The 25837-nt window shown below is 72.8% G+C and carries 3 protein-coding genes; all 3 read right to left on the bottom strand.

Features of this window, described 5'->3' with window-relative positions; genetic code table 11:
• Positions 1–52 precede the first annotated feature (52 nt).
• Positions 53–23449, bottom strand: coding sequence for a type I polyketide synthase (locus ABZ479_RS29585; RefSeq protein ID WP_500464409.1), 23397 nt, complete (start codon positions 23447–23449; stop codon positions 53–55).
• Positions 23450–23718: 269 nt separating this feature from the next.
• A complete protein-coding gene (locus tag ABZ479_RS29580; RefSeq protein ID WP_500464408.1) occupies positions 23719–25338 on the bottom strand; it encodes a PH domain-containing protein in 1620 nt (539 codons plus the stop codon).
• Positions 25335–25835: a PH domain-containing protein gene (locus ABZ479_RS29575; protein ID WP_500464407.1), complete on the bottom strand. Its 501-nt coding sequence runs from the start codon at positions 25833–25835 to the stop codon at positions 25335–25337. The genes ABZ479_RS29580 and ABZ479_RS29575 overlap by 4 nt, the downstream gene beginning before the upstream one ends.
• Positions 25836–25837: the final 2 nt, after the last annotated feature.

The following is a 25837-nucleotide window of genomic DNA, read 5'->3' as shown; positions in this document are numbered from 1 at the left end:
CGCGAAATGCAGCCGTACGGACATCGGTCGGGTCGTCGGATCAGCCATCGGTTCAGGATTTTCCGAATTCTTTGTTGATGAGGTCGAAGAGGTCGTCGGCGGACGCCGACGCGATTTCGACGTCCTCGTCCTCGCCCCCTCCGGTGGCCGCTCGTTCCGCCCGGTTCCACTTCGCCAGGAGGGATTCGAGCCGTGCGGTGACGCGGGCGCGTTCGGTGGTGTCCTCGGGGACGGACGACAGGAGGAACTCGAGCTTGTCGATCTCCGCGAGGGCGGGCAGTGCGGGGGTGGTGTCCTCCCCGACGACCTCGGCCCGGATGTGGGCCGCGAGCGCCGTGGGGGTCGGGTGGTCGAAGACGAGGGCGGCCGGCAGGCGCAGCCCGGTGGCGGTCTGCAACCGGTTGCGCAGTTCGACGGCGGTCAGCGAGTCGAAGCCCAGTTCCTTGAAGGCGCGTCCGGCCTCGACGGACGCCGCGCCCTGGTGACCGAGAACGGCCGCGACCTGCGCGCGGACGAGGTCGAGCACGACCCGTTCCGCCTCGGTCACGGGCAGGCCCTGCAACTGCGCCTGGAGGTCGGGGGCTTCGTCCGTGGACGCAGCGACGCTTTCCTGTCCTGCGGTGAGCGCGCGGCGCACCTCGGGCAGGTCACCGATCAGCGGGCGCGGCCTGGCGGCGGTGAAGGCCGGGGCGAACAGGTGCCAGTCGACGTCGGCCACGATCACGGTGGTCTCGTCCCCGTCCAGGGCACGCTGGAGCGCCGCGATGGACCGGTTCGGCGCCATCGCGGGCAGTCCGCGCCGGCGCAGCTGCTCCTCCGCGCCGTCGTCGGCGACGAGGCCGCCCTCGGCCCAGGGGCCCCAGGCCACCGAGGTCGCCGTCAGCCCGCGGGCCCTGCGGTGCTGTGCCAGGGCGTCGAGGTGGGCGTTGGCGGCGGCGTAGGCGGCCTGGCCGCCGCTGCCCCACACACCCGCGATGGAGGAGAAGAGGACGAAGGCGTCAAGGTCGGCCGTGCCGAGGAGTTCGTCGAGGTGGGCGGCGCCGGTGACCTTGGCGGCGACGACGTCGGCCACGTCGGCGGGGCCTGTCTCGGCCAGCGGCGCGTACTGCCCGGCGCCCGCCGTGTGGAAGACCGCGGTGAGACCCGGCCCGCCCGTTCCGTCGGCCTGCGGTCCGCGCAGCCGCGCCAGCAGGTCGGCGACGGCCTCCCGGTCGGTCACGTCGCAGGCCACGGCCGTGGCCCGGGCGCCCAGGGCGCCGATCTCGGCGACCAGTCCGTCCGCGCCGGGTGCCTGCGGCCCGCGCCGGCTGACCAGCACCAGGTGCTCCGCGCCGTGCGCCGCCAGCCAGCGGGCGACGTGGCCGCCGAGGGCGCCCGTTCCGCCGGTGACGAGGACGGTGCCACGGGGACGCCACGGCGTACGCGCCGCCGCGGGCGCGCGGTAGGGGTCGTGCTGGATGCGGCGGGCCAGCAGGCCACTTGGGCGGATGGCGATCTGGTCCTCGTCCCCGCGGCTCGCGAGGACGCCGAGCAGCCGGTCGAGGACCCGGTCCTCCACGGTGCCGGGCAGGTCCACAAGGCCGCCCCAGCGGTCGGGGTGCTCCAGAGCCACGACCCGGCCGAGGCCCCACACCTGGGCCTGCGCGACGCTCATCAGGCGGTCGGACGTCGAGGTCGCGACGGCCCCCGACGTGACGCACCACAGCGGTGCCGTGATGCCGGTGTCGCCCAGCGCCTGCACCAGCGATCCCGTCAGCAACAGCCCTGCGGGCGCGGCGCCGTGCACGGGATGCGGCTGCTCGGCGAAGGCCAGCAGCGACACGACGCCCGCGACACCACCGGCCCCGCCCGCTCTGGCGATCTCGCGCAGCCGGCCCGCCAGTTCCTCCCGGCCGGCCTCGGCCTCGGTGACGACGAGACTCCGCACGTCCGCCCCGCGCGCCGCCAGGGCGCCGGAGACGCCCGGAAGGCCTCCCTCCCCGTCCTGCGCGGTGCTGACGACGATCCACGTCCCGGACGGGCCGCCGGTGGCGGGAAGGCCCAGTGGCTTCCAGGTGACGCCGTAGCGCCAACCGTCCACGGCGGACTCCTCCTGGCGCTGCCGCCGCCACGCCGACAGCGCGGGCAGCAGTGCGCTCAGCGGCTGGTCCGCGTCGACGCCCAGGGCGCCCGCGAGCGCGGCGGGGTCCGCGTTGTCGACGGCCTCCCAGAACGGTGCGTCGGCCCCGTCCGCCGCACCGAACCGCCCGTCGACGTCGTCGCCGGAGGTCGCGGCGTCGGCCTCCTCCAGCCAGTAGCGCTCGCGCTGGAAGGCGTAGGTGGGCAGGTCGACGCGGCGGGCGCCGGTCCCGGCGAAGAACCGCTCCCAGTCGACGGTGACGCCGCGGGCGTGGGCCCGGGCGAGGGCCGTCACAGCCGTCTCCGGCTCCGGACGGCCCCTGCGCAGGACGGGGAGGAAGGTCGCACCGTCTCCGGTCACACACTCCTGCGCCATCGCGGACAGCACACCGTCCGGGCCGAGCTCCAGGTGGGTCGTGACCCCGGCTTCCTCCAGAGCGCGGACGCCGTCCAGGAAGCGTACGGCCTCACGGACGTGCCGGACCCAGAAGTCGGGCGAGGTCACTTCGTCCGTGACCAGGGCGCCGGTCAGGTTGGAGACGAGCGGCATGCGGGGCGAAGCGTAGGACAGGCCCTCGGCGACCTTCCGGAAGTCCGCCAGCATGCCGTCCATGTGCGGGGAGTGGAAGGCGTGACTGACCGTCAGCCGCTTCGACCTCCGGTCCGCGAACCGCGCCACGATCGCCGTCGCCGCGTCCTCGTCACCGGCGACCACCACCGCTTGCGGACCGTTGACGGCCGCGATGCTCACGCGCTCGTTCAGCAGCGGCAGGACCTCGTCCTCCGCGGCCTGCAGCGCGATCATCACGCCACCACCCGGCAGCGCCTGCATCAACCGGCCCCGCGCCGCCACCAGCGTGCACGCGTCCTCCAGCGACAGCACACCCGCCACATGGGCGGCGGCGATCTCACCGATCGAGTGCCCGGACACGAAGTCCGGCGTCAGGCCCCACGACTCCAGCAGCCGGAACAGCGCCACCTCCACCGCGAACAGCGCCGGCTGCGTGTACCCGGTCCGGTCGAGCAGGTCGCCGTCGTCGCCGAACAGCACATCCTGCAGCGGCACATCGAGATGCGCGTCCATCCGGGCGCAGACCGCGTCCAGGGCGTCCGCGAAGGCCGGGTAGCTGTCGTAGAGCTCCCGTCCCGCCCCCGGCCGCTGACTGCCCTGCCCCGTGAACAGGAACGCGAGCGCGCCGTCAGCGGCTGTCCCGAGGTGGAGGTCGGACGCCTCCTCGCCCGCGGCCACGGCCGTGAGCGCCTCCAGGAACTCCTCCCGCTCCCCCGCCACGACCACCGCACGCCGCTCCAGAGCCGCCCGCGACGTGGCCAGGGTGTAGGCCACGTCGACCGGCTCCAGCAGCGGATCGGCTGCGATACGAGCCCGGAGCCTGTCGGCCTGGAGGGCCAGCGCCGTCCCGTTCTTCGCCGACAGCACCCATGGCGTCACGGCGGGCCGGTCGGACAGGGCCGTCACAGCGATCTCGTCCGGGGCCTGCTCCAGGATGGTGTGGGCGTTGGTGCCGCTGATGCCGAACGACGAGACACCGGCCCGACGCGGACGGCCCGTCTCCGGCCACTCCCGCCCTTCGGTGAGCAGGGCGATCTCGCCGGCCGACCAGTCCACGTGCGGGGTCGGCTCGTCCACGTGGAGCGTCTGCGGCAGCACGCCGTGGCGCATCGCCATGACCATCTTGATGACACCCGCGACACCGGCCGCCGCCTGCGTGTGCCCGAGGTTGGACTTGATCGACCCCAGGAACAGCGGCTGCTCCGGAATCCGGTCCTGACCATAGGTGGCCAGCAACGCCTGGGCCTCGATCGGGTCACCCAGACGGGTACCCGTGCCGTGCGCCTCGACGGCGTCCACGTCCGAGGCCGCCAGCCCGGCGCTCGCCAGGGCCTGGCGGATCACCCGCTGCTGCGACGGGCCGTTCGGCGCCGTCAGACCATTGCTGGCGCCGTCCTGGTTCACCGCCGAACCCCGGACGAGAGCGAGCACCGGGTGACCGTTGCGCCGGGCGTCCGACAGCCGCTCCACCAGCAGCATGCCCACGCCCTCACCCCACCCCGTACCGTCCGCAGCCGCCGCGAAGGCCTTGATCCGGCCGTCCTCGGCGAGCCCGCGCTGCCGGCTGAAGTCGATGAACGTGCCAGGCGACGACATGACGGTCACACCGCCGGCCAGCGCGAGCGAGCACTCACCGCTGCGCAGGGCCTGAGCGGCGAGGTGCAGGGCGACCAAGGACGCGGAGCAGGCCGTGTCGACCGTCATCGCGGGACCTTCGAGCCCGAAGGCGTAGGAGAGCCGGCCGGAGACGATGCTGGCCGCGTTGCCCGTGCCCAGGAATCCTTCGATGCCGTCGGGGATCGACTGGAGTGCCGTCGCGTAGTCCTGGCCGTTGGTGCCGACGAAGACGCCCGCCTGGCTCCCGTACAGAGAGACGGGGTCGATGCCGGCCCGCTCGAACGCCTCCCACGACGTCTCCAGCAGCAGCCGCTGCTGCGGATCCATCGCCAGCGCCTCACGCGGGGAGATCCCGAAGAAGTCCGCGTCGAACTCGGCGGCGTCATAGAGGAACCCACCGCCACGGGCGTAGAACGTCCCCTGACGGTCCGGGTCGGAGCTGTAGAGCCGTTCCAGGTCCCAGCCGCGGTCGACGGGGAACTCCCCCACCGCGTCCGTCCCCGTCACCAGCAGGTGCCAGAGGTCTTCCGGAGTCCGCACGCCGCCCGGGAAGCGGCAGCTCATCGCCACGATCGCGATCGGGTCGTCATCGGTGGCGACCGCCGCGGGCAGATCGGCATCCGCGACCCGCACCGTCCCCAGCAGCTCACCCCGCAGGTACTCCGCCAGCGCCGCGGACGTCGGGTAGTCGTAGACCAGCGTCGCCGGCAACCGCAGCTCGGTCGCCGCGCCCAGCCGGTTCCGCAGCTCGACCGCCGTCAGCGAGTCGAAGCCCAGCTCCTTGAACGCCCGCCCGGCCCCCACCGCGTCGACCCCGGCATGACCGAGCACAGCCGCGACCTGGGCACGCACCAGTCCGAGCAGTTCACGCTCCCGCTCAGCCGCGGGAAGGGCCGCCAGTCGCTCAGCCAGAGAGGTCGACGCCGCGACGACCGACGCATCGGGTGCGGTGGCGTCCGCAGGGACAGGCCTTACGTCCACCAGCTCGGCGAGGAGGTTGCTGGGCCGCCCGGCGGTGAACTCGGAGGCGAAGCGCTCCCAGACGAAGTCCGCGATCACGACGGTGGCGTCGGCGGCGCCGACGGCGCGTCCCATCGCCGTGACGGCGGACCCGGCCTTCATGGGCGGGACCCCGCCCCGGCGCATGCGGGCCGCCATCTCCTCGTCGGCGGCCATGCCGCCCTCGGCCCACGGACCCCACGCGATCGACGTCGCCGCCAGACCGTCCGCCCGACGCTGCTCGGCAAGGGCGTCCAGGAAGGCGTTCGCAGCCGCGTAGTTCGCCTGCCCGGACGTGCCGACCGTGCCACTGACCGACGAGAACAGCACGAACGCGTCCAGCACGATGCCGAGCTCGCTCGTCAGCTCGTGCAGGTTCGCCGCCGACGTGGCCTTCGCCCGCAGAACGGTCTCGACACGCTCCGGGGTCAGGGCATCGAGCACACCGTCGTCCAGCACACCAGCCGTGTGCACGACGGCGGTCAACGCATCGGCGTGCTCAGCCAGCACCGCACGCAGGGCCTCCCGGTCGGAGGCATCGCACGCCACGACGGAGACCTCGACGCCCAGCTCCGCCACCAGCTCAGCCGCACCCGGGGCATCCATGCCGCGCCGGCTGGTCAGCACCAGCCGCTCGGCACCGGCACCCGCCAGCCACCGCGCGACACGGCCGCCCAGCGCACCCGTGCCTCCCGTGACCAGCACCGTCCCGGACGGGATCCACGGCTCCGTGTCCGCCGGAAGCGCCGCGCGGACCAGCCGTCGGCCGAAGACACCGGTTGAGCGCACGGCCACCTGGTCCTCACCGGAACCGGCCAGCACACCCACCAGACGGGACTGCGCCCGCTCATCCAGGAGCCCGGGGAGGTCGATCAGGCCACCCCAACGCTCCGGCACCTCCAGCGCGGCGACCCGGCCCAGGCCCCACAGCTGAGCCTGTACCGGCGACACCAGCCGGTCCGACCGGCCGACCGAGACGGCACCCCTCGTCAGACACCACAACCGGGCGTCCACTCGGGCATCGCCCAGGGCCTGCACCAACGCCACCGTGCCGGCGAGGTCCAGCAGCGACACCACACCCGCGTACGCACCGTCGACCAGATCCGCCAGCGCCGCGCGATCCGTGCCCGGGCCGACCACGACCCGGTGGACGTCGGCGCCCCGGCCCGCCAGCGCGCCCACCACTGGTGCGTCGTCCGCGCGCCCGGCCGGCACGACCACCAGCCAGGACCCGGACAACCGCGCGCCAGAAGCCTCGGCGAGCGGTTTCCACACCACCCGGTAGCGCCAGCCGTCCACCTCCGACCGCTCCCGGCCCTGCCGACGCCACGCCGACAACGCCGGCAGCACCTCACCCAGCGGCGCATCACCGGACACGTCCAACTCGGCCAGGAGCGACGTCAGATCCTCCCGCTCCACCACGTCCCAGAAGCGAGCGTCCGAGGCATCGGCGGTGGCACCGGACTGGGACACGCCGATGGGCTCCGGCCAGTACCTCTGCCGCTGGAACGCATAAGTCGGCAAGTCGACGTACCGGTCGCCGGCCCCGGCGAAGAACGTCCGCCAGTCGACCTCCACGCCTCGCACATGTGCCTGCGCCAGAGCCGTGACGGCGGTCTCTGCTTCCGGACGGCCCTTGCGCAGCACCGGAACGAACGCCATGCCCTCGCCCGTCACGCACTCCTGCGCCATCGCCGACAGCACGCCATCCGGACCCAGCTCCACGTACGTGGTGACCCCGACGTCCTCCATGGTGCGGACACCGTCCAGGAAGCGCACGGCCTCACGGACATGCCGCACCCAGAACTCCGCGGACGCCATCTCGTCCGTGACCACGGCACCCGTCAGGTTCGATACGACCGGGATCCGCGGCACCTCGAACGACAGCCCGAACACCACCTCACGGAACGCCTGCAGCATCCCGTCCATGTGCGGCGAGTGGAACGCATGGCTGACCTGCAGCCGCTTCGACTTCCGCCCCGCGAAGGACGCCGCGATCGCCGTGGCGACGTCCTCGTCACCGGCGACCACGACCGACCGCGGGCCGTTGACGGCGGCGATGCTCACCTGGTCGGTGAGCAGCGGCAGGACCTCGTCCTCCGAGGCCTCCAGCGCGATCATCACGCCGCCGGCCGGCAGCCCCTGCATCAACCGGCCCCGCGACGCCACCAGCGCACACGCGTCATCCAGCGAGAAGACCCCCGCCACGTGCGCGGCGGCGATCTCACCGACCGAATGCCCCGACACGAAGTCCGGCCGCACACCCCACGACTCCAGCAGCCGGAACAGCGCCACCTCCACCGCGAACAGCGCGGGCTGGGTGAACTCCGTACGGTCCAGAACCCCCGCATCATCCCCGAACAGCACATCCCTCAGCGGCACATCGAGGTACGCGTCCATCCGGGCGCAGACCGCGTCCAACGCGTCCGCGAAGACGGGGTACGTGTCGTACAGCTCCCGCCCCATCCCCAGCCGCTGGCTGCCCTGCCCCGTGAACAGGAACGCGAGCTTGCCCGCGACCGGAGATCCGGTCACCACACCCGCGGACTCTCCGCCGGCCACGGACGCAAGCCGCTGGAGGAACGCGTCGCGGTCGCCGGCGACGATGACGGCACGATGGTCGAGCGCGGCCCGGCCGGTCGCCAGCGCACGGCCGATGTCCACCGGGCGCAGGCCGGTGTGGGCATCGAGGCGGGCGTGAAGGCGTGCCGCCTGGTCACGCAGGGCATCCTCGGACTTGCCCGACAACACCCATGCCGATGTCGCCGGACGATCGTCGTCCGCCCCGTACGCCTCGTCCGCCACGTCCGTCTGCGCGACCTCGGTGGCCTGCTCGATGATCGTGTGGGCGTTGGTCCCACTGATGCCGAACGACGAGACACCGGCCCGGCGCGGACGGCCCGTCTCGGGCCACTCCCGTGCGTCGGTGAGCAGGGCGATCTCGCCGGCCGACCAGTCGACGTGCGGGGTCGGCTCGTCCACGTGGAGCGTCTGCGGCAGTACCCCGTGCCGCATCGCCATGACCATCTTGATGACGCCCGCGACACCGGCAGCGGCCTGCGTGTGACCGATGTTCGACTTGATCGACCCCAGGAACAGCGGCTGCTCCGGCATCCGGTCCTGACCGTAGGTCGCCAGCAACGCCTGGGCCTCGATCGGGTCACCCAGCCGGGTACCCGTGCCGTGCGCCTCGACCGCGTCCACGTCCGAGGCCGCCAGCCCGGCGCTCGCCAGGGCCTGCCGGATCACCCGCTGCTGCGACGGGCCGTTCGGCGCCGTCAGACCATTGCTCGCACCGTCCTGGTTCACCGCCGAACCCCGGACGAGAGCGAGCACCGGGTGACCGTTGCGCCGCGCGTCCGACAGCCGCTCCACGAGCAGCATGCCGACGCCCTCACCCCACCCCGTGCCATCGGCGGCCGCCGCGAACGCCTTGATCCGGCCGTCCTCCGCCAGACCCCGCTGCCGGCTGAAGTCGACGAAGGTCTCAGGCGTCGACATCACCGTCACACCACCGGCCAGCGCCATGGAGCACTCACCATTGCGCAGCGCCTGCACCGCCCAGTGCAACGCCACCAGCGACGAGGAACACGCCGTGTCCACGGTCACCGCCGGCCCCTCAAGCCCCAGCGCGTACGAAACCCGACCCGACATCACGCTGCCAGCATTGCCCGTCCCGAGGTGACCTTCGAGGCCCTCGGTCTCCCCGGCGAGAAGGGAGAGGTAGTAGTCCTGGCCGTTGGTGCCGACGAACACACCGGTCCGGCTGCCGCGCAGCGAGGAGGGGGCGATACCGGCCCGCTCGAACGCCTCCCAGGACGTCTCCAGCAGCAGCCGCTGCTGCGGGTCCATCGCCAGCGCCTCACGCGGCGAGATCCCGAAGAAGTCCGCGTCGAACTCGGCGGCCCCGTAGAGGAATCCGCCTCCGCGGGCATAGAACGTCCCCTGACGATCAGGGTCGGAGCTGTAGAGCTCCTCCAGGTCCCAGCCGCGGTCGACGGGGAACTCCCCCACCGCGTCCGTCCCCGTCACCAGCAACTGCCACAGTTCTTCGGGAGTCGTGACACCGCCGGGGAAGCGGCAGCTCATCGCCACGATCGCGATCGGATCGTCGTCCGTGGCGACCACCGCGGGGAGGTCGGCATCCGTGACCCGGATCGCCCCCAGCAACTCGTCCCGCAGATACCCGGCGAGCGCAGCGGACGTCGGATAGTCGTAGACCAGCGTCGCCGGCAACCGCAGCTCCGTCGCCGCACCCAACCGGTTGCGCAACTCGACCGCGGTCAGCGAGTCGAAGCCCAGCTCCTTGAACGCCCGACCGGCCCCCACCGCATCGACACCGGCATGGCCCAGGACAGCCGCCACTTGGCTCCTGACCAGCTCCAGCAGCATCCGCTCCTGCTCAGCCCCAGCGACGGTGGACAACCGCTTCGCGAGAGACGTCGGGCCTCCGGCGTCGCCGGCCGCCTCCGCCACCTCTGCCTGCTTCGCGCGCGCCTCAGGGAGCTCGGCGAACAGCGAGCTGCGGCGCACGGTGGTGAATCCCGCGAGGAAGCGGTCCCATTCCACGTCCGCCACGGTGAGCGCGGCCTCACCGGAACCGACCGCCCGCTGCAAGGAGTTGACCGCAAGGTCCACCCGCATCGGCGGCACGCCATCACGGCGCATCCGGGCGGCCATCGTCTCGTCGGCCGCCATGCCGCCCTCGGCCCACGGACCCCATGCGATCGACGTCGCCGCCAGACCATCCGCACGACGCTGCTCCGCCAGGGCGTCCAAGTAGGCGTTCGCAGCCGCGTAATTACCCTGACCCGGCGTACCGACCGTGCCGCTCATCGACGAGAACAACACGAAGGCGTCCAGCTCAACACCGAGCTCGATCGTCAACTCGTGCAGATTCAAGGCCGACGTGGCCTTCGCCCGCACCACACCGTCGATGCGCTCAGGAGTCAGAGCGTCCAGCACACCGTCGTCCAGGACGCCTGCAGTGTGGACGACAGCGGTCAGCGAGTCGGCGTGCTCGGCAAGCAGCGCCCGCAGGGCCTCCCGGTCAGAGGCATCGCACGCGACGACGGAGACGTCAACGCCCAGGTCCGCCACCAGCCCTGCCGCACCCGGCGCGTCCATCCCCCGCCGGCTCGTCAGCACCAGCCGCTCGGCACCAGCCTCGGCCAACCACCGGGCGACACAACCACCCAGCGCACCCGTGCCGCCGGTGACCAGCACCGTGCCCGACGGGATCCACGACTCCGTGTCCTCCGGCAGCACGGCCCGCACCAGCCGTCGCCCGAACACACCGGACGAACGCACCGCGACCTGGTCCTCACCAGAACCAGCCAGAATCCCGACCAGACGCGACAGCGCACGCTCGTCCAGCAGTTCAGGGAGATCGATCAGACCGCCCCAGCGCTCCGGCACCTCCAGCGCGGCGACCCGCCCCAGACCCCACACCTGCGCCTGCACCGGCGAGGTCAGCCGATCCGAACGGCCGACCGACACCGCACCCCGTGTCAGACACCACAACCGGGCACCCACTCGGGCATCGCCCAGAGCCTGCACCAACGCCACCGTGCCGGCGAGGTCCAGCAGCGACACCACACCCGCGTACGCACCGGCAACCAGGCCCGCCAACGCCCCACGATCCGTCCCCGGCCCGACCTCGACCCGGCGTACCTCCGCACCACGCCCCACCAGCGCATCCACCACCGGCCCGGCAACGTCGCTCCCGGCCGGCACCACCATCAGCCACGCACCCGACAGGCGATCGGCGGCAGGAGCGGTCAGCGGCGTCCACGTCACGCGGTAGCGCCAGCCGTCCACCTCCGATCGCTCCCGGCCCTGACGACGCCACGCGGCCAGTCCGGGCAGGACACTGCCCCAGGCGGTCGTGGCCTCGGTATCGAGTGTGGCGGTCAGCGACGCGAGGTCCTCGCGGTCCACCGCATCCCAGAACCGGGCATCCGCGGCATCGGATGCGGTGTCGCGGACGACCTCCGTGGAGGGCTCCGGCCAGAACCGCTGCCGCTGGAACACGTAGGTCGGGAGGTCCACGCGCCGAGCGCCCGAACCGGCGAAGTACGCGTGCCAGTCGATCGCGAGGCCTCTGACATGGGCTCGCGCGAGGGCGTCGCCCAGGCTCTCGGCCTCAGGGCGGGCGGCGCGCAGGACCGGGACGAAGGCGGCGCCCTCGGGGTCGACGCACTCCTGTGCCAGCGCCGACAGCACACCGTCCGGACCCAACTCCACGAACGTGCTGACCCCGGCCGCCTCCAGCGCACGGACACCGTCCAGGAAGCGGACAGCCTCGCGGACGTGCCGCACCCAGAAGTCGGGCGAGGCCATCTCATCAGCGACCACGGCACCGGTCAGGTTGGAGACGACCGGGATGCGCGGAGCCTCGAAGGACAGCCCCGACACCACCTCGCGGAACGCGTCCAGCATCCCGTCCATGTGCGGCGAGTGGAAGGCGTGGCTGACCGTCAGCCGCTTCGACCTCCGGTCCGCGAAAGACCCCGCAATCGCCGTGGCCGCGTCCTCGTCACCCGCGATGACCACCGACGAAGGGCCGTTGACGGCCGCGATGCTCACGCGGTCGTTCAGCAGCGGCAGGACCTCGTCCTCCGCGGCCTGCAGCGCGATCATCACGCCGCCGGCCGGCAGCGCCTGCATCAACCGCCCACGAGCCGCCACCAGAGCACACGCGTCATCCGGCGAGAAGACCCCCGCCACGTGCGCCGCCGCGATCTCACCCACCGAGTGACCCGACACGAAGTCCGGCCGCACACCCCACGACTCGATGAGCCGGAACAGCGCGACCTCGACGGCAAACAGCGCCGGCTGCGCGAACTCCGTACGATCCAGAACCCCCGCATCCTCCCCGAACAGCACATCCCTCAACGGCACATCGAGGTACGCGTCCATCCGGGCACAGACCGCGTCCAACGCGTCCGCGAACACCGGATGGGCCTCGTACAGCTCACGCCCCATCCCCAGCCGCTGGCTGCCCTGCCCCGTGAACAGGAACGCCGTACGCCCGTCTTCCACCGTGCCGGAAGTGATGGCGGGGACGTCGTCACCGGAGGCCAACCGCGCGAGCAGGTCCGCCACCTCGGCCGTGCTGTCCGCCGAGACGACCGCACGATGGTCCAGGTGCGCGCGACCGGTTGCGAGGGAGTAGCCGAGGTCGACGGGCCGCAAGGCGTTGCCATCCGCCGTCCCGGCCTCTGACAGGCGCGCGCTGAGGGCGGCTGCCTGGGCGCGCAGGGCCTCGGGGGACTTGGCCGACAGGAGGTACGGGAGCACGCCGGGCGTACGCGACGGAGACTCGGCGGCATCGGGCACGGGCTCCGGGGCCTGCTCGATGATCGTGTGCGCGTTGGTGCCGCTGATGCCGAACGACGAGACGCCGGCCCGGCGCGGACGCGTGGTGTCGGGCCACTCGACGGACTCGGTCAGCAGGGAGACAGCTCCGGCCGTCCAGTCGACGTGCGGGGTCGGCTCGTCCACGTGGAGCGTCTGCGGCAGCACCCCGTGGCGCATCGCCATGACCATCTTGATGACGCCCGCGACACCGGCCGCCGCCTGCGTGTGACCGATGTTCGACTTGATGGAGCCGAGGAGCAAGGGTCGGCCCTCGACTCGCTCCTGGCCGTAGGTGGCCAGCAGCGCCTGGGCCTCGATCGGGTCACCCAGACGCGTGCCCGTGCCGTGCGCCTCCACCGCGTCCACGTCCGCGGTAGACAGCCCCGCGCTCGCCAGGGCCTGCCGGATCACCCGCTGCTGCGACGGGCCGTTCGGCGCCGTCAGACCATTGCTCGCACCGTCCTGGTTCACCGCCGAACCACGCACCAAAGCCAGCACCGGGTGCCCGTTGCGCCGCGCGTCCGACAGCCGCTCCACCAGCAGCATGCCGACGCCCTCACCCCACCCCGTACCGTCCGCAGCCGCCGCGAACGCCTTGATCCGGCCGTCCTCCGCCAGACCCCGCTGGCGACTGAAGTCGACGAACGCCTCAGGCGTCGACATCACCGTCACACCACCGGCCAGCGCCATGGAGCACTCACCATTGCGCAGCGCCTGCACCGCCCAGTGCAACGCCACCAGCGACGAGGAGCAGGCCGTGTCCACGGTCACCGCCGGCCCCTCAAGCCCCAGTGCATACGACACCCGACCCGACATCACGCTGCCCGCGGTCCCGGTACCGATGTGTCCTTCCAGGCCGTCGGGCTCGCGGGTGACGAGGGAGAGGTAGTCCTGTCCGTTGGTGCCGACGAAGACGCCCGCCTGGCTCCCGCGCAGCGAAGCCGGATCGATCCCGGCCCGCTCGAACGCCTCCCACGACGTCTCCAGCAGCAACCGCTGCTGCGGATCCATCGCCATCGCCTCACGCGGCGAGATCCCGAAGAAGTCCGCGTCGAACTCCGAAGCGCCGTCCACGAAGCCGCCTTCGCGGGTGTACGACGTACCGGCACGGTCCGGGTCGGGGTCGTAGAGCTGTCCCAGGTCCCAGCCGCGGTCGACGGGGAACTCCCCCACCGCGTCCGTCCCCGTCACCAGCAACTGCCACAGGTCCTCGGGGCTCCGCACACCACCCGGGAAACGGCAGCTCATGGCCACGATCGCGATCGGATCGTCGTCCGTGGCGACCACCGCGGGCAGGTCGACGTCTCCGGAGGAGGCCGTCCCCAGCAACTCGTCCCGCAGATACCCGGCGAGCGCAGCGGACGTCGGATAGTCGTAGACCAGCGTCGCCGGCAACCGCAGCTCCGTCGCCCCACCCAACCGGTTCCGCAGCTCGACCGCCGTCAGCGAGTCGAAGCCCAGCTCATTGAACGCCCGCCCTGCCCCCACCGCATCGACACCGGCATGACCAAGAACGGCCGCCACCTGGGTACGCACCAGGTCCAGCAGCATCCGCTCCTGCTCGGCCCCGGCAGCAGAGGCCAGCCTGCCGACGAAGGACCCGGAATTCGCGGCCTCGCCGGTTGCGTCCGCCGAGGCAGTCCGCGTCCTGCCCGCTTCGCGGGCGACCCGCAGTTCGCTGAACAGCTCGCTGTCGCGGACGGCGGTGAATCCTGCGAGGAAGCGGTCCCATTCCACGTCCGCCACGGTGAGCGCGGGCTCACCGGAACCGACCGCCCGCCGCAGGGCGTCGACCGCCAGATCCACCCGCATCGGCGGCACACCATCACGGCGCATCCGGGCAGCCATCGTCTCGTCGGCCGCCATGCCACCCTCGGCCCACGGACCCCACGCGATCGACGTCGCCGCCAGGCCGTCCGCACGGCGCTGCTCCGCCAACGCATCCAGGAAGGCGTTCGCAGCCGCGTAATTACCCTGACCCGGCGTACCGACCGTGCCGCTCATCGAGGAGAACAACACGAAGGCGTCAAGCTCCACACCGAGCTCGATCGTCAGCTCGTGCAGGTGGAGGGCCGAGGTCGCCTTCGCCCGCAGGACGGTCTCGAGACGGTCCGGCGTGAGGGAGTCGAGAACGCCGTCGTCCAGGACGCCCGCCGTGTGAACGACGGCGCTCAGGGAATCGGCGTGCTCGGCAAGTACAGCACTCAACGCATCACGGTCCGAGACATCGCACGCAACGACGGAAACCTCAACGCCAAGCTCGGCAACGAGTTCCGCGGCATCCGGCGCGTCCATCCCCCGCCGGCTGGTCAGCACCAGCCGCTCAGCACCCGCACCCGCAAGCCACCGCGCAACACGACGACCCAGCGCACCCGTACCACCCGTCACCAACACCGTGCCCGACGGCGACCACGACCCCGCACCCTCCGGCAGCACCGCCCGCACCAGACGCCGCCCGAACACACCGGACGACCGAACCGCCACCTGGTCCTCACCAGAACCAGCCAGCACACCCACCAGACGGGACAGCGCCCGCTCATCCAGCAGCTCAGGGAGATCGATCAGGCCACCCCAACGCTCCGGCACCTCCAGCGCAGCCACCCGGCCCAGACCCCACACCTGCGCCTGCACCGGCGACACCAGCCGGTCCGACCGGCCGACCGACACCGCACCCCGCGTCAGACACCACACCCGGGCATCCACTCGGGCATCGCCCAGAGCCTGCACCAACGCCACCGTGCCGGCGAGGTCCAGCAGCGACACCACACCCGCGTACGCACCGGCAACCAGACCCGCCAACGCCCCACGATCCACGCCCGGCTCGAACTCGACCCGGCGCACCTCCGCACCACGCCCCACCAGCGCATCCACCACCGGCCCGGCAACATCGCCACCAGCCGGCACCACGACCAGCCACGCACCCGACAGGCGCGCTCCGGTGGCGGCCTGCAGCGGCTTCCAGCTCGTCCGGTATCGCCACCCGTCGACAAGGGCCTGATCCTGACTGCGCCGGCGCCAGGCCGAGAGAGCCGGGACCATGCTTCCCCAGGCGGCGGTGTCGTCGAGGCCGAGCATGGCCCCGAGGGACGTCAGGTCCTCCTGCTCGATGACGTCCCAGAAGCGCGCGTCGATGGTGTCGACGCTCTTCCCGGCGAGGGTGACGTCGGCCTGACGTGCCTCCGGCCAGTACCGCGTCCGCTGGAAGGCCTGGGTCGGCAGGTCCACCCGTCGCGCACCCGTGCCGGCGAAGAACCCGGCCCAGTCCACCGCCACGCCCCGCACGTACGCCTGCGCCAGAGCCGTGACGGCCGTCTCCACCTCCGCCCGCCCCTTGCGCAGCACCGGAACGAAGACCGCGCCCTCGCCCGTCACGCACTCCTGAGCCATCGCCGACAGCACACCGTCCGGACCCAGCTCCACAAACGTCGTGACGCCCGCGGCCTCCAGGGCACGCACACCGTCCAGGAAGCGAACAGCATCCCGCACATGCCGCACCCAGAAGTCCGCCGACGCCATCCCGTCGGCGACCACGGCACCCGTCAGGTTGGAGACGACCGGGATGCGCGGCGCCTCGAACGAAAGCCCCGCCACCACCTCACGGAAGGCGTCCAGCATCCCGTCCATGTGCGGGGAGTGGAACGCATGACTGACCGTCAGCCGCTTCGACTTCCGGTCCGGGAACGCCTCCACGATCGCGACAGCGGCATCCTCATCACCCGCGATCACCACCGACGAAGGCCCGTTGACGGCAGCGATACTCACCCCGTCACCCAGCAGCGGAAGGACCTCGTCCTCCGAAGCCTCCACCGCAATCATCACGCCACCACCCGGCAGCGCCTGCATCAACCGCCCACGCGCCGCCACCAGAGCACACGCGTCCTCCAGCGACAGCACACCCGCCACGTGCGCCGCCGCGATCTCACCCACCGAATGACCCGACACGAAGTCGGGCCGCACACCCCACGACTCCAACAGCCGGAACAGCGCCACCTCCACCGCGAACAACGCGGGCTGCGCGAACTCCGTACGATCCAGAACCCCCGCATCATCCCCGAACAGCACATCCCTCAACGGCACATCGAGGTACGCGTCCATCCGGGCACAGACCGCGTCCAACGCGTCCGCGAACACCGGATAGGCCTCGTACAACTCACGCCCCATCCCCAGCCGCTGACTGCCCTGCCCTGTGAACAGGAAGGCGAGCGCGCCGGTCGTCGGAGTGCCCTGCACGAGCCCCGGGGGCTGTTCACCGGCGGCGAGGCCGTGGAGGCCCGCGAGCAGCGCGTCGCGGTCCTCGGTGGCGCTGACCAGGATCGCGCGCGTCTCCAGAGCCGCGCGCGCGGTCGCCAGCGTGTAGGCCGTGTCGAGGGTGGACGCCGCGGGGTGCGCCGTCATGTGGGCGCCGAGGCGCGCGGCCTGGGCCCGCAGCCCGGTCGTGTCCCGCGCGGAGAGGAGGACCGGCAGTACCGAGGGCACCGTGCCGTCAACCGCGGGTTCGGCGTCGTCCCCTGTGGCCGCCGCAGCCGGGGCCTGCTCGACGATCGTGTGGGCGTTGGTGCCACTGAGACCGAACGACGAGATGCCGGCCCGCCGGGGCCGTCCGGTCTCCGGCCACTCGACGGACTCGGTCAGCAGGGAGACAGCTCCGGCCGTCCAGTCGACGTGCGGGGTCGGCTCGTCGACGTGCAGGGTCGACGGCAGCACGCCGTGCCGCATCGCCAGCACCATCTTCATGACGCCCGCGACACCGGCCGCGGCCTGCGTGTGACCGATGTTCGACTTGATCGACCCCAACAGCAACGGCTGCTCCGCCGACCGCCCCTGCCCGTACGTCGCCAGCAGCGCCTGCGCTTCGATCGGGTCACCCAGCCGGGTGCCCGTGCCGTGCGCCTCCACCGCGTCCACGTCCGCGGCGGACAACCCCGCACTCGCCAGGGCCTGCCGGATCACCCGCTGCTGCGACGGGCCGTTCGGCGCCGTCAGACCGTTGCTCGCACCGTCCTGGTTGATCGCCGAACCCCGCACCAGCGCCAGCACCGGGTGCCCGTTGCGCCGCGCGTCCGACAGCCGCTCCACCAGCAGCATGCCGACGCCCTCACCCCACCCCGTACCGTCCGCAGCCGCCGCGAACGCCTTGATCCGGCCGTCCTCCGCCAGACCCCGCTGCCGGCTGAAGTCGACGAAGGCCTCAGGCGTCGACATCACCGTCACGCCACCGGCCAGGGCGAGCGAGCACTCGCCCTGCCGCAGTGCCTGGACGGCGAGGTGCAGCGCCACCAGGGAGGACGAGCAGGCCGTGTCGACGGTGATCGCGGGGCCTTCGAGCCCGAAGACGTAGGAGAGCCGTCCGGAGACGACGCTGGCCGCGTTGCCGGTGCCGACGTGGCCTTCGAGGCCGTCCGTCCCGCCCATGACGAGGGACAGGTAGTCCTGTCCGTTGGTGCCGACGAAGACGCCCGCCTGGCTGCCGCGCAGCGAGGAGGGGTCGATGCCGGCCCGCTCGAACGCCTCCCAGGACGTCTCCAGCAGCAACCGCTGCTGCGGGTCCATGGCCAGCGCCTCACGCGGCGAGATCCCGAAGAAGTCCGCGTCGAACTCGGGGGCGTCGTGGAGGAACCCGCCGGCCAGGGTGTACGTGGTCCCGGGACGGTCGGGGTCGGCGCTGTAGAGGCCGGTCAGGTCCCAGCCGCGGTCGGACGGGAAGTCACCGACGGCGTCGGCCCCGTCGGTGAGCAGCGTCCACAGCTCCTCCGGGGTCCGTACCCCGCCGGGGAACCGGCAGCTCATCGCGACGATCGCGATCGGGTCGTCGTCGACCGCCGCCGCCGTGGCGACCGGGTCCGTCTCGGCGGGTCGTAGGCCCCGCAGCTCGCGGCGCAGGAATCCGGCGAGCGCGGTCGAGGTGGGGTAGTCGTAGACGAGGGTGGTGGGCAGTCGCAGGTCGGTGGCCGCGCCGAGGCGGTTGCGCAGTTCGACGGCCGTCAGGGAGTCGAAGCCGAGCTCCTTGAAGGCGCGGTCGACCCCGACGGCGTCGACACCGCCGTGACCGAGCACGGCCGCGACGTGCGTACGGACCAGGGTGAGCAGTTCCCGCTCCTGCTCGGTCTCCGTCAGCCCCGCGAGCCGGCGGGCGGCGGTGGCCGCCACGTCGGCTGCCGTGACGGTCTCCCCGTGCGCGACGAAGTCGCCGATCAGCGGGAGCGGTCGGACGGACGTCATGAAGGGGGCGAAGCGGTCCCAGTCGACGTCCGCGACCATGAGCGACGCCTCGCCCGTGCCGACCGCCGGGGCCAGGGCTGCCATGGCGGGCTCGGGCTGCATGGGGGGCACGCCCTCGTGCCGCATGCGGGCGTCCATCGCCTCGTCGGCGGCCATGCCGCCCTCGGCCCACGGTCCCCACGCGATCGACGTCGCGGCCAGGCCGTCCGCACGGCGCTGCTCCGCCAGGGCGTCCAAGTAGGCGTTGGCAGCGGCGTAGTTGCCCTGCCCGGCGGCGCCGACCGTGCCGCTCATCGACGAGAACAGCACGAAGGCGTCCAGCTCGACGCCGAGCTCGATGGTCAGCTCGTGCAGGTGGAGGGCCGACGTGGCCTTCGCCCGCAGCACACCGTCGATGCGCTCAGGCGTCAGGGCATCCAGCACACCGTCGTCCAGGACGCCGGCGGTGTGGACGACGGCGGTCAGCGAGTCGGCGTGCTCGGCGAGCAGCGCCCGCAGGGCCTCCCGGTCCGAGACATCGCACGCGACGACCGAGACGTCGCCGCCCAGGTCCGCCACCAGCTCAGCCGCACCCGGCGCGTCCATCCCCCGCCGGCTGGTCAGCACCAGCCGCTCGGCACCAGCCTCCGCCAACCACCGGGCGACACGACCACCCAGGGCACCTGTACCGCCCGTCACCAGCACCGTGCCCGAAGGCGACCACGACCCCGCCCTCTCCGGCAGCGCCGCACGAACCAGCCGTCGCCCGAACACCCCGGACGAACGCACAGCCACCTGGTCCTCAAAGGAGCCGGCGAGCAACCCGACCACACGCGACAGCGCACGCTCGTCCAGCACCTCTGGCAGGTCCACCAGACCGCCCCAGCGCTCCGGCACCTCCAGCGCGGCCACCCGGCCCAGACCCCACACCTGCGCCTGCACCGGCGACACCAGCCGGTCCGACCGGCCGACCGACACCGCACCCCGGGTCAGACACCACAACCGGCCGCCCACCCCGGCATCGCCCAACGCCTGCGCCAAAGACACCGTGTCGACGAGCCCGAGCAGCGAGACGACACCCGCGTACGCACCGCCGACCAGCCCCGCCAACTTCGCACGGTCCGTCCCCGGCCCGACCTCGACCCGGCGCACCTCCGCACCCCGCCCCACCAGCGCGCCCACCACCGGCCCGGCAACGTCACTCCCGGCCGGCACGACCACCAGCCACTCGCCCGACAGGCGCGCGCCGGAGGCCTCGCCGAGCGGCTGCCACACGACCCGGTACCGCCGGCCGTCCGCCTCGGACTCCGTACGACGCCGTCGGCGCCACGCCGACAGGGCGGGAATCAGTTCGCCGAGCGGGCGGTCGCCGTCGAGGTCGAGTCCGAGCGCCGTCGCGAGTCCGGCCACGTCCTCCTGCTCGACCGCGTCCCAGAAGGCGGTGTCGGCGGTGTCCGGGCCGTGTGCCACGTGGGCGGCGGCCCCGAGGCCCGCGTCCATCCAGTAGCGCGAGCGCTGGAAGGCGTACGTCGGCAGGTCCACGCGCCGTGCGCCGGTGCCGCCGAAGAGGCGGCTCCAGTCGACGGCCGCGCCACGGACGTGGGCGCGGGCGACGGCGGTGAGCAGGGTGACGTCCTCGGCGCGGCCGGAGCGCAGGGCCGCGGCGAAGGCAGTGCCCTCGGGGTCGACGCACTCCTGCGCCATCGCGGTGAGCACGGCGTCGGGGCCGAGTTCGAGGTACGTGGTGACGCCGCGGCCTTCGAGGGTGCGGACGCCGTCGAGGAAGCGGACGGCCTCGCGGACGTGCCGCACCCAGTGCTCGGGGTCGGCCAGTTCGTCCGGGGTGGCGGCGCGTCCGTTGAGGAGGGAGACCAGCGGGAGCGTCGGGGTGCCGTACTCGATCACCTGCGCCACGCGGCGGAACTCGTCCAGCATGCCGTCCATGTGGGGCGAGTGGAACGCGTGGCTGACGACGAGCCGCTTGGTCTTGCGTCCCCGTGCCGTGAAGTGGGCGGCGACGTCGTTCGCGGCGTCCTCGTCGCCGGCGATGACCACCGACTGGGGGCCGTTGACGGCGGCGACGCTCACGCGTGCGTCGAGCAGCGGCAGGACCTCGTCCTCCGCGGCCTGGACGGCGATCATGACGCCGCCACCCGGCAGAGCCTGCATCAGCCGGCCGCGTGCGGCGACCAGGGCGCACGCGTCCTCCAGCGAGAAGGCGCCCGCCACGTGCGCCGCGGCGATCTCGCCGACCGAGTGGCCGGACACCACGTGCGGCCGCAGTCCCCAGCTCTCCAGCAGCCGGTACAGCGCCACTTCCACCGCGAACAGCGCGGGCTGGGTGTAGGCGGTCTCGTGGAGGAGCGCGGCCTCGGGTGTGCCCTCTTCGGCGAACAGTACGTCGAGGAGGGGGCGTTCGAGCTGGTCCTCGAGGTACCAGCACACGTCGTCGAGGGCGTCGGCGAACTCGGGGTGGGTGTCGTACAGCTGACGGCCCATGCCCAGGCGCTGGCTTCCCTGCCCGGTGAACAGGAAGGCGAGCCGGCCGGTGGCGGGCTCGTCGTGGACGGTGGCGGGGTTCCCGGTGCCGTGGCCGAGGGCGTTCAGCGCTTGCAGGAGCGTCTCGCGGTCGGTGCCCAGCGCCACGGCGCGGTGTTCGAAGACGCCGCGGGTGGTGGCGAGGGAGTGGCCCACGTCGGCCGGGGTGAGGCCGGGGTCGGCGGTGACGCGGTCGGCGAGCCGAAGGGCCTGGGCGCGCAGGGCTTCCGGGGTCTTCGCGGACAGGGCCCAGGGCAGGAGCGGCCGGCTGTCGCCGTCTCCTTCGTCGTGGCCGAGGGTGGCGGCGGCCGGTGCCGTGCCGTATAGGCCGGTGGCGGTGCCGGTGGCGGCTCGCGCGTCCTCGGCCGTGGGTTCCTCGATGATGGCGTGCGCGTTGGTGCCGCTCATGCCGAACGAGGACACGCCGGCGCGGCGCGGCCGTTCGCCCCGGGGCCAGTCGACGGGCTCGGTCAGCAGGGAGACGTCTCCGGCGGACCAGTCGACGTGCGGCGTGGGTTCGTCGACGTGGAGGGTCCGCGGCAGCACGCCGTGCCGCATCGCCATGACCATCTTGATGATGCCGGCGACACCGGCCGCCGCCTGCGTGTGGCCGATGTTCGACTTCAGGGATCCGAGCCACAGGGGGCTGCCCTCGGTCCGGCCCCGGCCGTACGTGGCGAGCAGTGCCTGGGCCTCGATGGGGTCGCCGAGCGTGGTGCCCGTGCCGTGGGCCTCGACCACGTCCACGTCCGCGCTCGACAGGCCGGCGTTGGCCAGTGCCTGACGGATGACGCGCTGCTGCGAGGGGCCGCTCGGGGCCGTCAGGCCGTTGCTGGCGCCGTCCTGGTTGATGGCGGAACCGCGCACCACGGCGAGCACCGGGTGCCCGTTGCGCCGGGCGTCGGAGAGGCGTTCCACCAGCAGCATGCCGGCGCCCTCGCCCCACCCCGTGCCGTCGGCGGCGGCCGCGAACGGCTTGCACCGGCCGTCGGGGGCGAGGCCGCGCTGGCGGCTGAAGGCGATGAAGGAGCCGGGGCTCGCCATGACGGCGACGCCGCCCGCCAGGGCGAGGGAGCACTCCCCGGTGCGCAGGGCCTGGACGGCGAGGTGGAGGGCGGCGAGGGAGGACGAGCAGGCGGTGTCGACGGTTACCGTCGGGCCCTCGAACCCGAAGGTGTAGGCGATGCGGCCGGACGCGACGCTGGCCGCGTTGCCGGTGACGAGGTACCCCTCGAATCCGTCGGTGGCGTCCTGGAGCCGGGGGCCGTATTCCTGGGTTTCCGCGCCGACGAAAACGCCGACCTGGCCACCGCGCAGTCCCTCGGGGTCGACGCCCGCCCGGTCGAAGGCCTCCCAGGACGTCTCCAGCAGCAAACGCTGCTGCGGGTCCATGGCGAGTGCTTCGCGCGGGGATATGCCGAAGAAGCCGGCGTCGAATTGGCCGGCGTCGTGGAGGAATCCGCCTTCGCGGGTGTAACTCGTGCCGGCCCGTCCGGGGTCGGGGTCGTAGAGCGATTCGAGGTCCCAGCCGCGGTCGGTGGGGAATTCGGTCACGGCGTCCGTGCCGGCGGCGACGAGGTCCCAGAGGGCTTCGGGGCTCTGCACCCCGCCGGGGAAACGGCAGCCGATGCCGACGATGGCGATGGGTTCGTCGCTGCTGACGGCGGCGGTGACGGGCGTGCCGGCGGTGTCGTCCAGGCCGAGGAGCGCGGCGCGCAGGTGCCGGGTCAGGGCGTCGGGGGTGGGGTGGTCGAAGGCGAGGGTGACGGGGAGCCGCAGGCCGGTTCCGGCGGTGAGGCGGGCGTGCAGGTCGACGGCGGCCAGGGAGTCGAAGCCGAGTTCCAGGAAGGGCCGCCGGGGGTCGAGCACGGCGGGGGCGGAGTCGCGGAGGGCGGCGGAGACCAGTGAGGCGACCCATTCGAGCAGGGTGGCGTGCTGCTCGGTCTCGGTCAGGGGGGCCAGCCGCTCGGGCCACGGGAGGGGGTCGGGCGCGGATTCGGGAACGGCGTCGATCTCGGTCGGGAAATCGCCGGACTGATTCAGCATCGCACGCTCCATTACCCCCGGACAAGAACCCAAGACCAGGGGTCACTCTCGCATGCGCGGGAAGGGGGAGAAACCCCTAACAATCCCCTACGGGCCCCTAGTCGGGGATCCCGGACTCAAGCGGTCTGACGTGCGACTGCACCAGGATGCGCGGAGTTCGGCGGCAATTGCAAGAAAGAACGGAAAGAACGGCGAGAATTCCCGGACGGCCTTTCCGGCGGTACGCGCAATCGGGCCCGCGAAGTGACGGTCCCCGGCGGCGTTTCCGGTTACGGACGGGCGTCCTTCCGCCCCCCGGGTGCGTTCCGCGCGCCGTGGTCCGTCCCCTCCGCCGGCGCGATCCGTGCCGCTCGTTCGACGAACGGGCCGAGCAGCCCGGGCGTCACCTCCTCCGCGAGGGCGAGCCCGTCGGCGACCGCGACGTCGCGGACCTTGTAGCAGCCGTCGCCCGCGGCGACGACGGCGCCGAGGGTCAGGAGCCCCTTGCGGCGCTGGAAGGCGGTGCGGGTGATCTTCCAGCCGATGACGCCCTCGTGGTGGACCGCGGCGGTGCGGCGGGTGAAGGTGCCCGCGCGGACGACGAGGTAGCGGTCGCGCAGGGCGTGGCCCAGGGCGCGGTAGGCGTCGTGGGCCAGCGCGAGGACGACCGGTGCGCCGACGAGCGCGGTGATCCAGGCCGCGTGCACGGGGACGGGTCCGAGCCACGGTCCCAGTCCCAGCAGGCCGGCGACGAGGGGCGCGAGGGCCAGCAGGCCGCGGTTGATCCGGCGGCGCAGGGCGACCGGTGGGTGCGGCCGCAGGTCCGCCGTCTCCGTCGGGGGCAGCTCTTCCGCGAGGACGTCGGCGGCGACCCGCAGGGCCTCCCGCCGGGGCACGGCGGGGGTGAGCGAGCGCCGGCTGCGGTTCTCCTCGCTGCTGCCGAGGCCGCCCGCGACCGCGTCCAGGCGGGCGGCGCCGGCCCAGCGCAGCGGCATGGGCTCGGCGAGTTCGACGCCGCGCAGGCGGCGGCGTTCCATGGTGACGGACCGGTGGACGAGCAGACCGCGGCGGACCCGGTAGGCGTCGTCCCCCTCCCTCTCCAGCCGGTAGCCGGTCCAGCCCTCCACGAAGGCGGCGGTGGAGAGCGCGGCGCCGACGACGAGGAGGGCGACGACGGTCGTGAGGACGCCGAACCACCAGGGGACGGAGCCGAAGCGGTCCCTGAGGTCCACGACGACGGCGAGGTCCAGGGGGTTGATCTCCATCTCGCCCAGGACCCGCGCGACCGTGCCGACCCCGATGAGGACGGCGCCCAGCCCCCACAGGCTCAACGGCGCGTAGCGGAGCCAGGCCCAGTCCAGTTCGGCGACGGGACCGGGACCCGGACCGTCCCCGTCCGGCCCCGGGGTCCGGGTTCCGGCGCCGGCCCGGCCCTCCCGGTCGAGCAGGAGCCGGCGGATCTCGTCCGCGTGGCCGCGGGTGATGCCTCCCAGCCGCAGTTCGCGGGCGGCGGGCGAACCCTGTCCGCCGGTGCCGATGCGCAGGGAGACGAGGCCGAACAGACGGTGCAGCGGCTTGGCGTGGACGTCGACGCTGCGGATCCGGTCGGCGGGGAGCGAGCGGTCGCTGCGGAAGAGCAGCCCGGAGCGGAGTTCGACGCGGCCGTGCGCGATCCGGAAGCGGGTGGTGAGCAGCCGCATCGTGCCGATCCAGGTGATCACCAGGAAGGTGGTCAGCAGGGAGCCGAGGGAGATCAGCGCCTGCAGATCGGGACCGGTCAGGAGCAGCGTCAGGGCGAACAGCGCGAGCGGACCGGTGAGCATGCCGAGGTTGACCAGCAGCAGACGGGGGCTGAGCCGGCGCCAGCCGGTGTCCTCGGCCCCGGCCGCGCCCGCCCGGCCCCCGCTCATGTGGCGTCTCCCGGTGTGGCCTGGGTGGCCGTCGTGAGGTGTTCGACGAGGTCCCGGGCGGTCCGCTGGTCGATGCCCTTGATCCGCACGGCGCCGGAGGAGGAGGCGGTGGTGACGGTCACCCCGGACAGTCCGAAGAGCTGCTGGAGGGGGCCGCGCAGGGTCTCGACGGTCTGGACACGGGAGAGCGGCACGACGCGCCAGGTCTGCCACAGCCAGCCGGAAGCGGCGTAGACGGCCTCGTCGGTGACCTCCCAGCGGTGGACCCGGTAGCGCCAGGCGGGCATGACGGCCGTGTAGGCGACGCCGGGCACCAGGAAGGCCAGGAACAGCCAGCCGAAGACGAACCGCGCGGGCGGGATGAACAGGTACAGCAGGCCGAACACCAGGGGCAGCGGCAGCGCGAACACCGCCGCCTGCAGCGTCCACCAGGCCGGCGCGCGCCGGTCGACGCGGTGGCGCGGGGGCCGGAGCCCGACGTCGTGCGTGCGTTCCACTG

Origin of the sequence: Streptomyces sp. NPDC005722, from assembly GCF_040630935.1 — a bacterium.
Lineage (GTDB): Bacteria > Actinomycetota > Actinomycetes > Streptomycetales > Streptomycetaceae > Actinacidiphila.
This window is presented reverse-complemented; position numbering and strand designations above follow the sequence as displayed.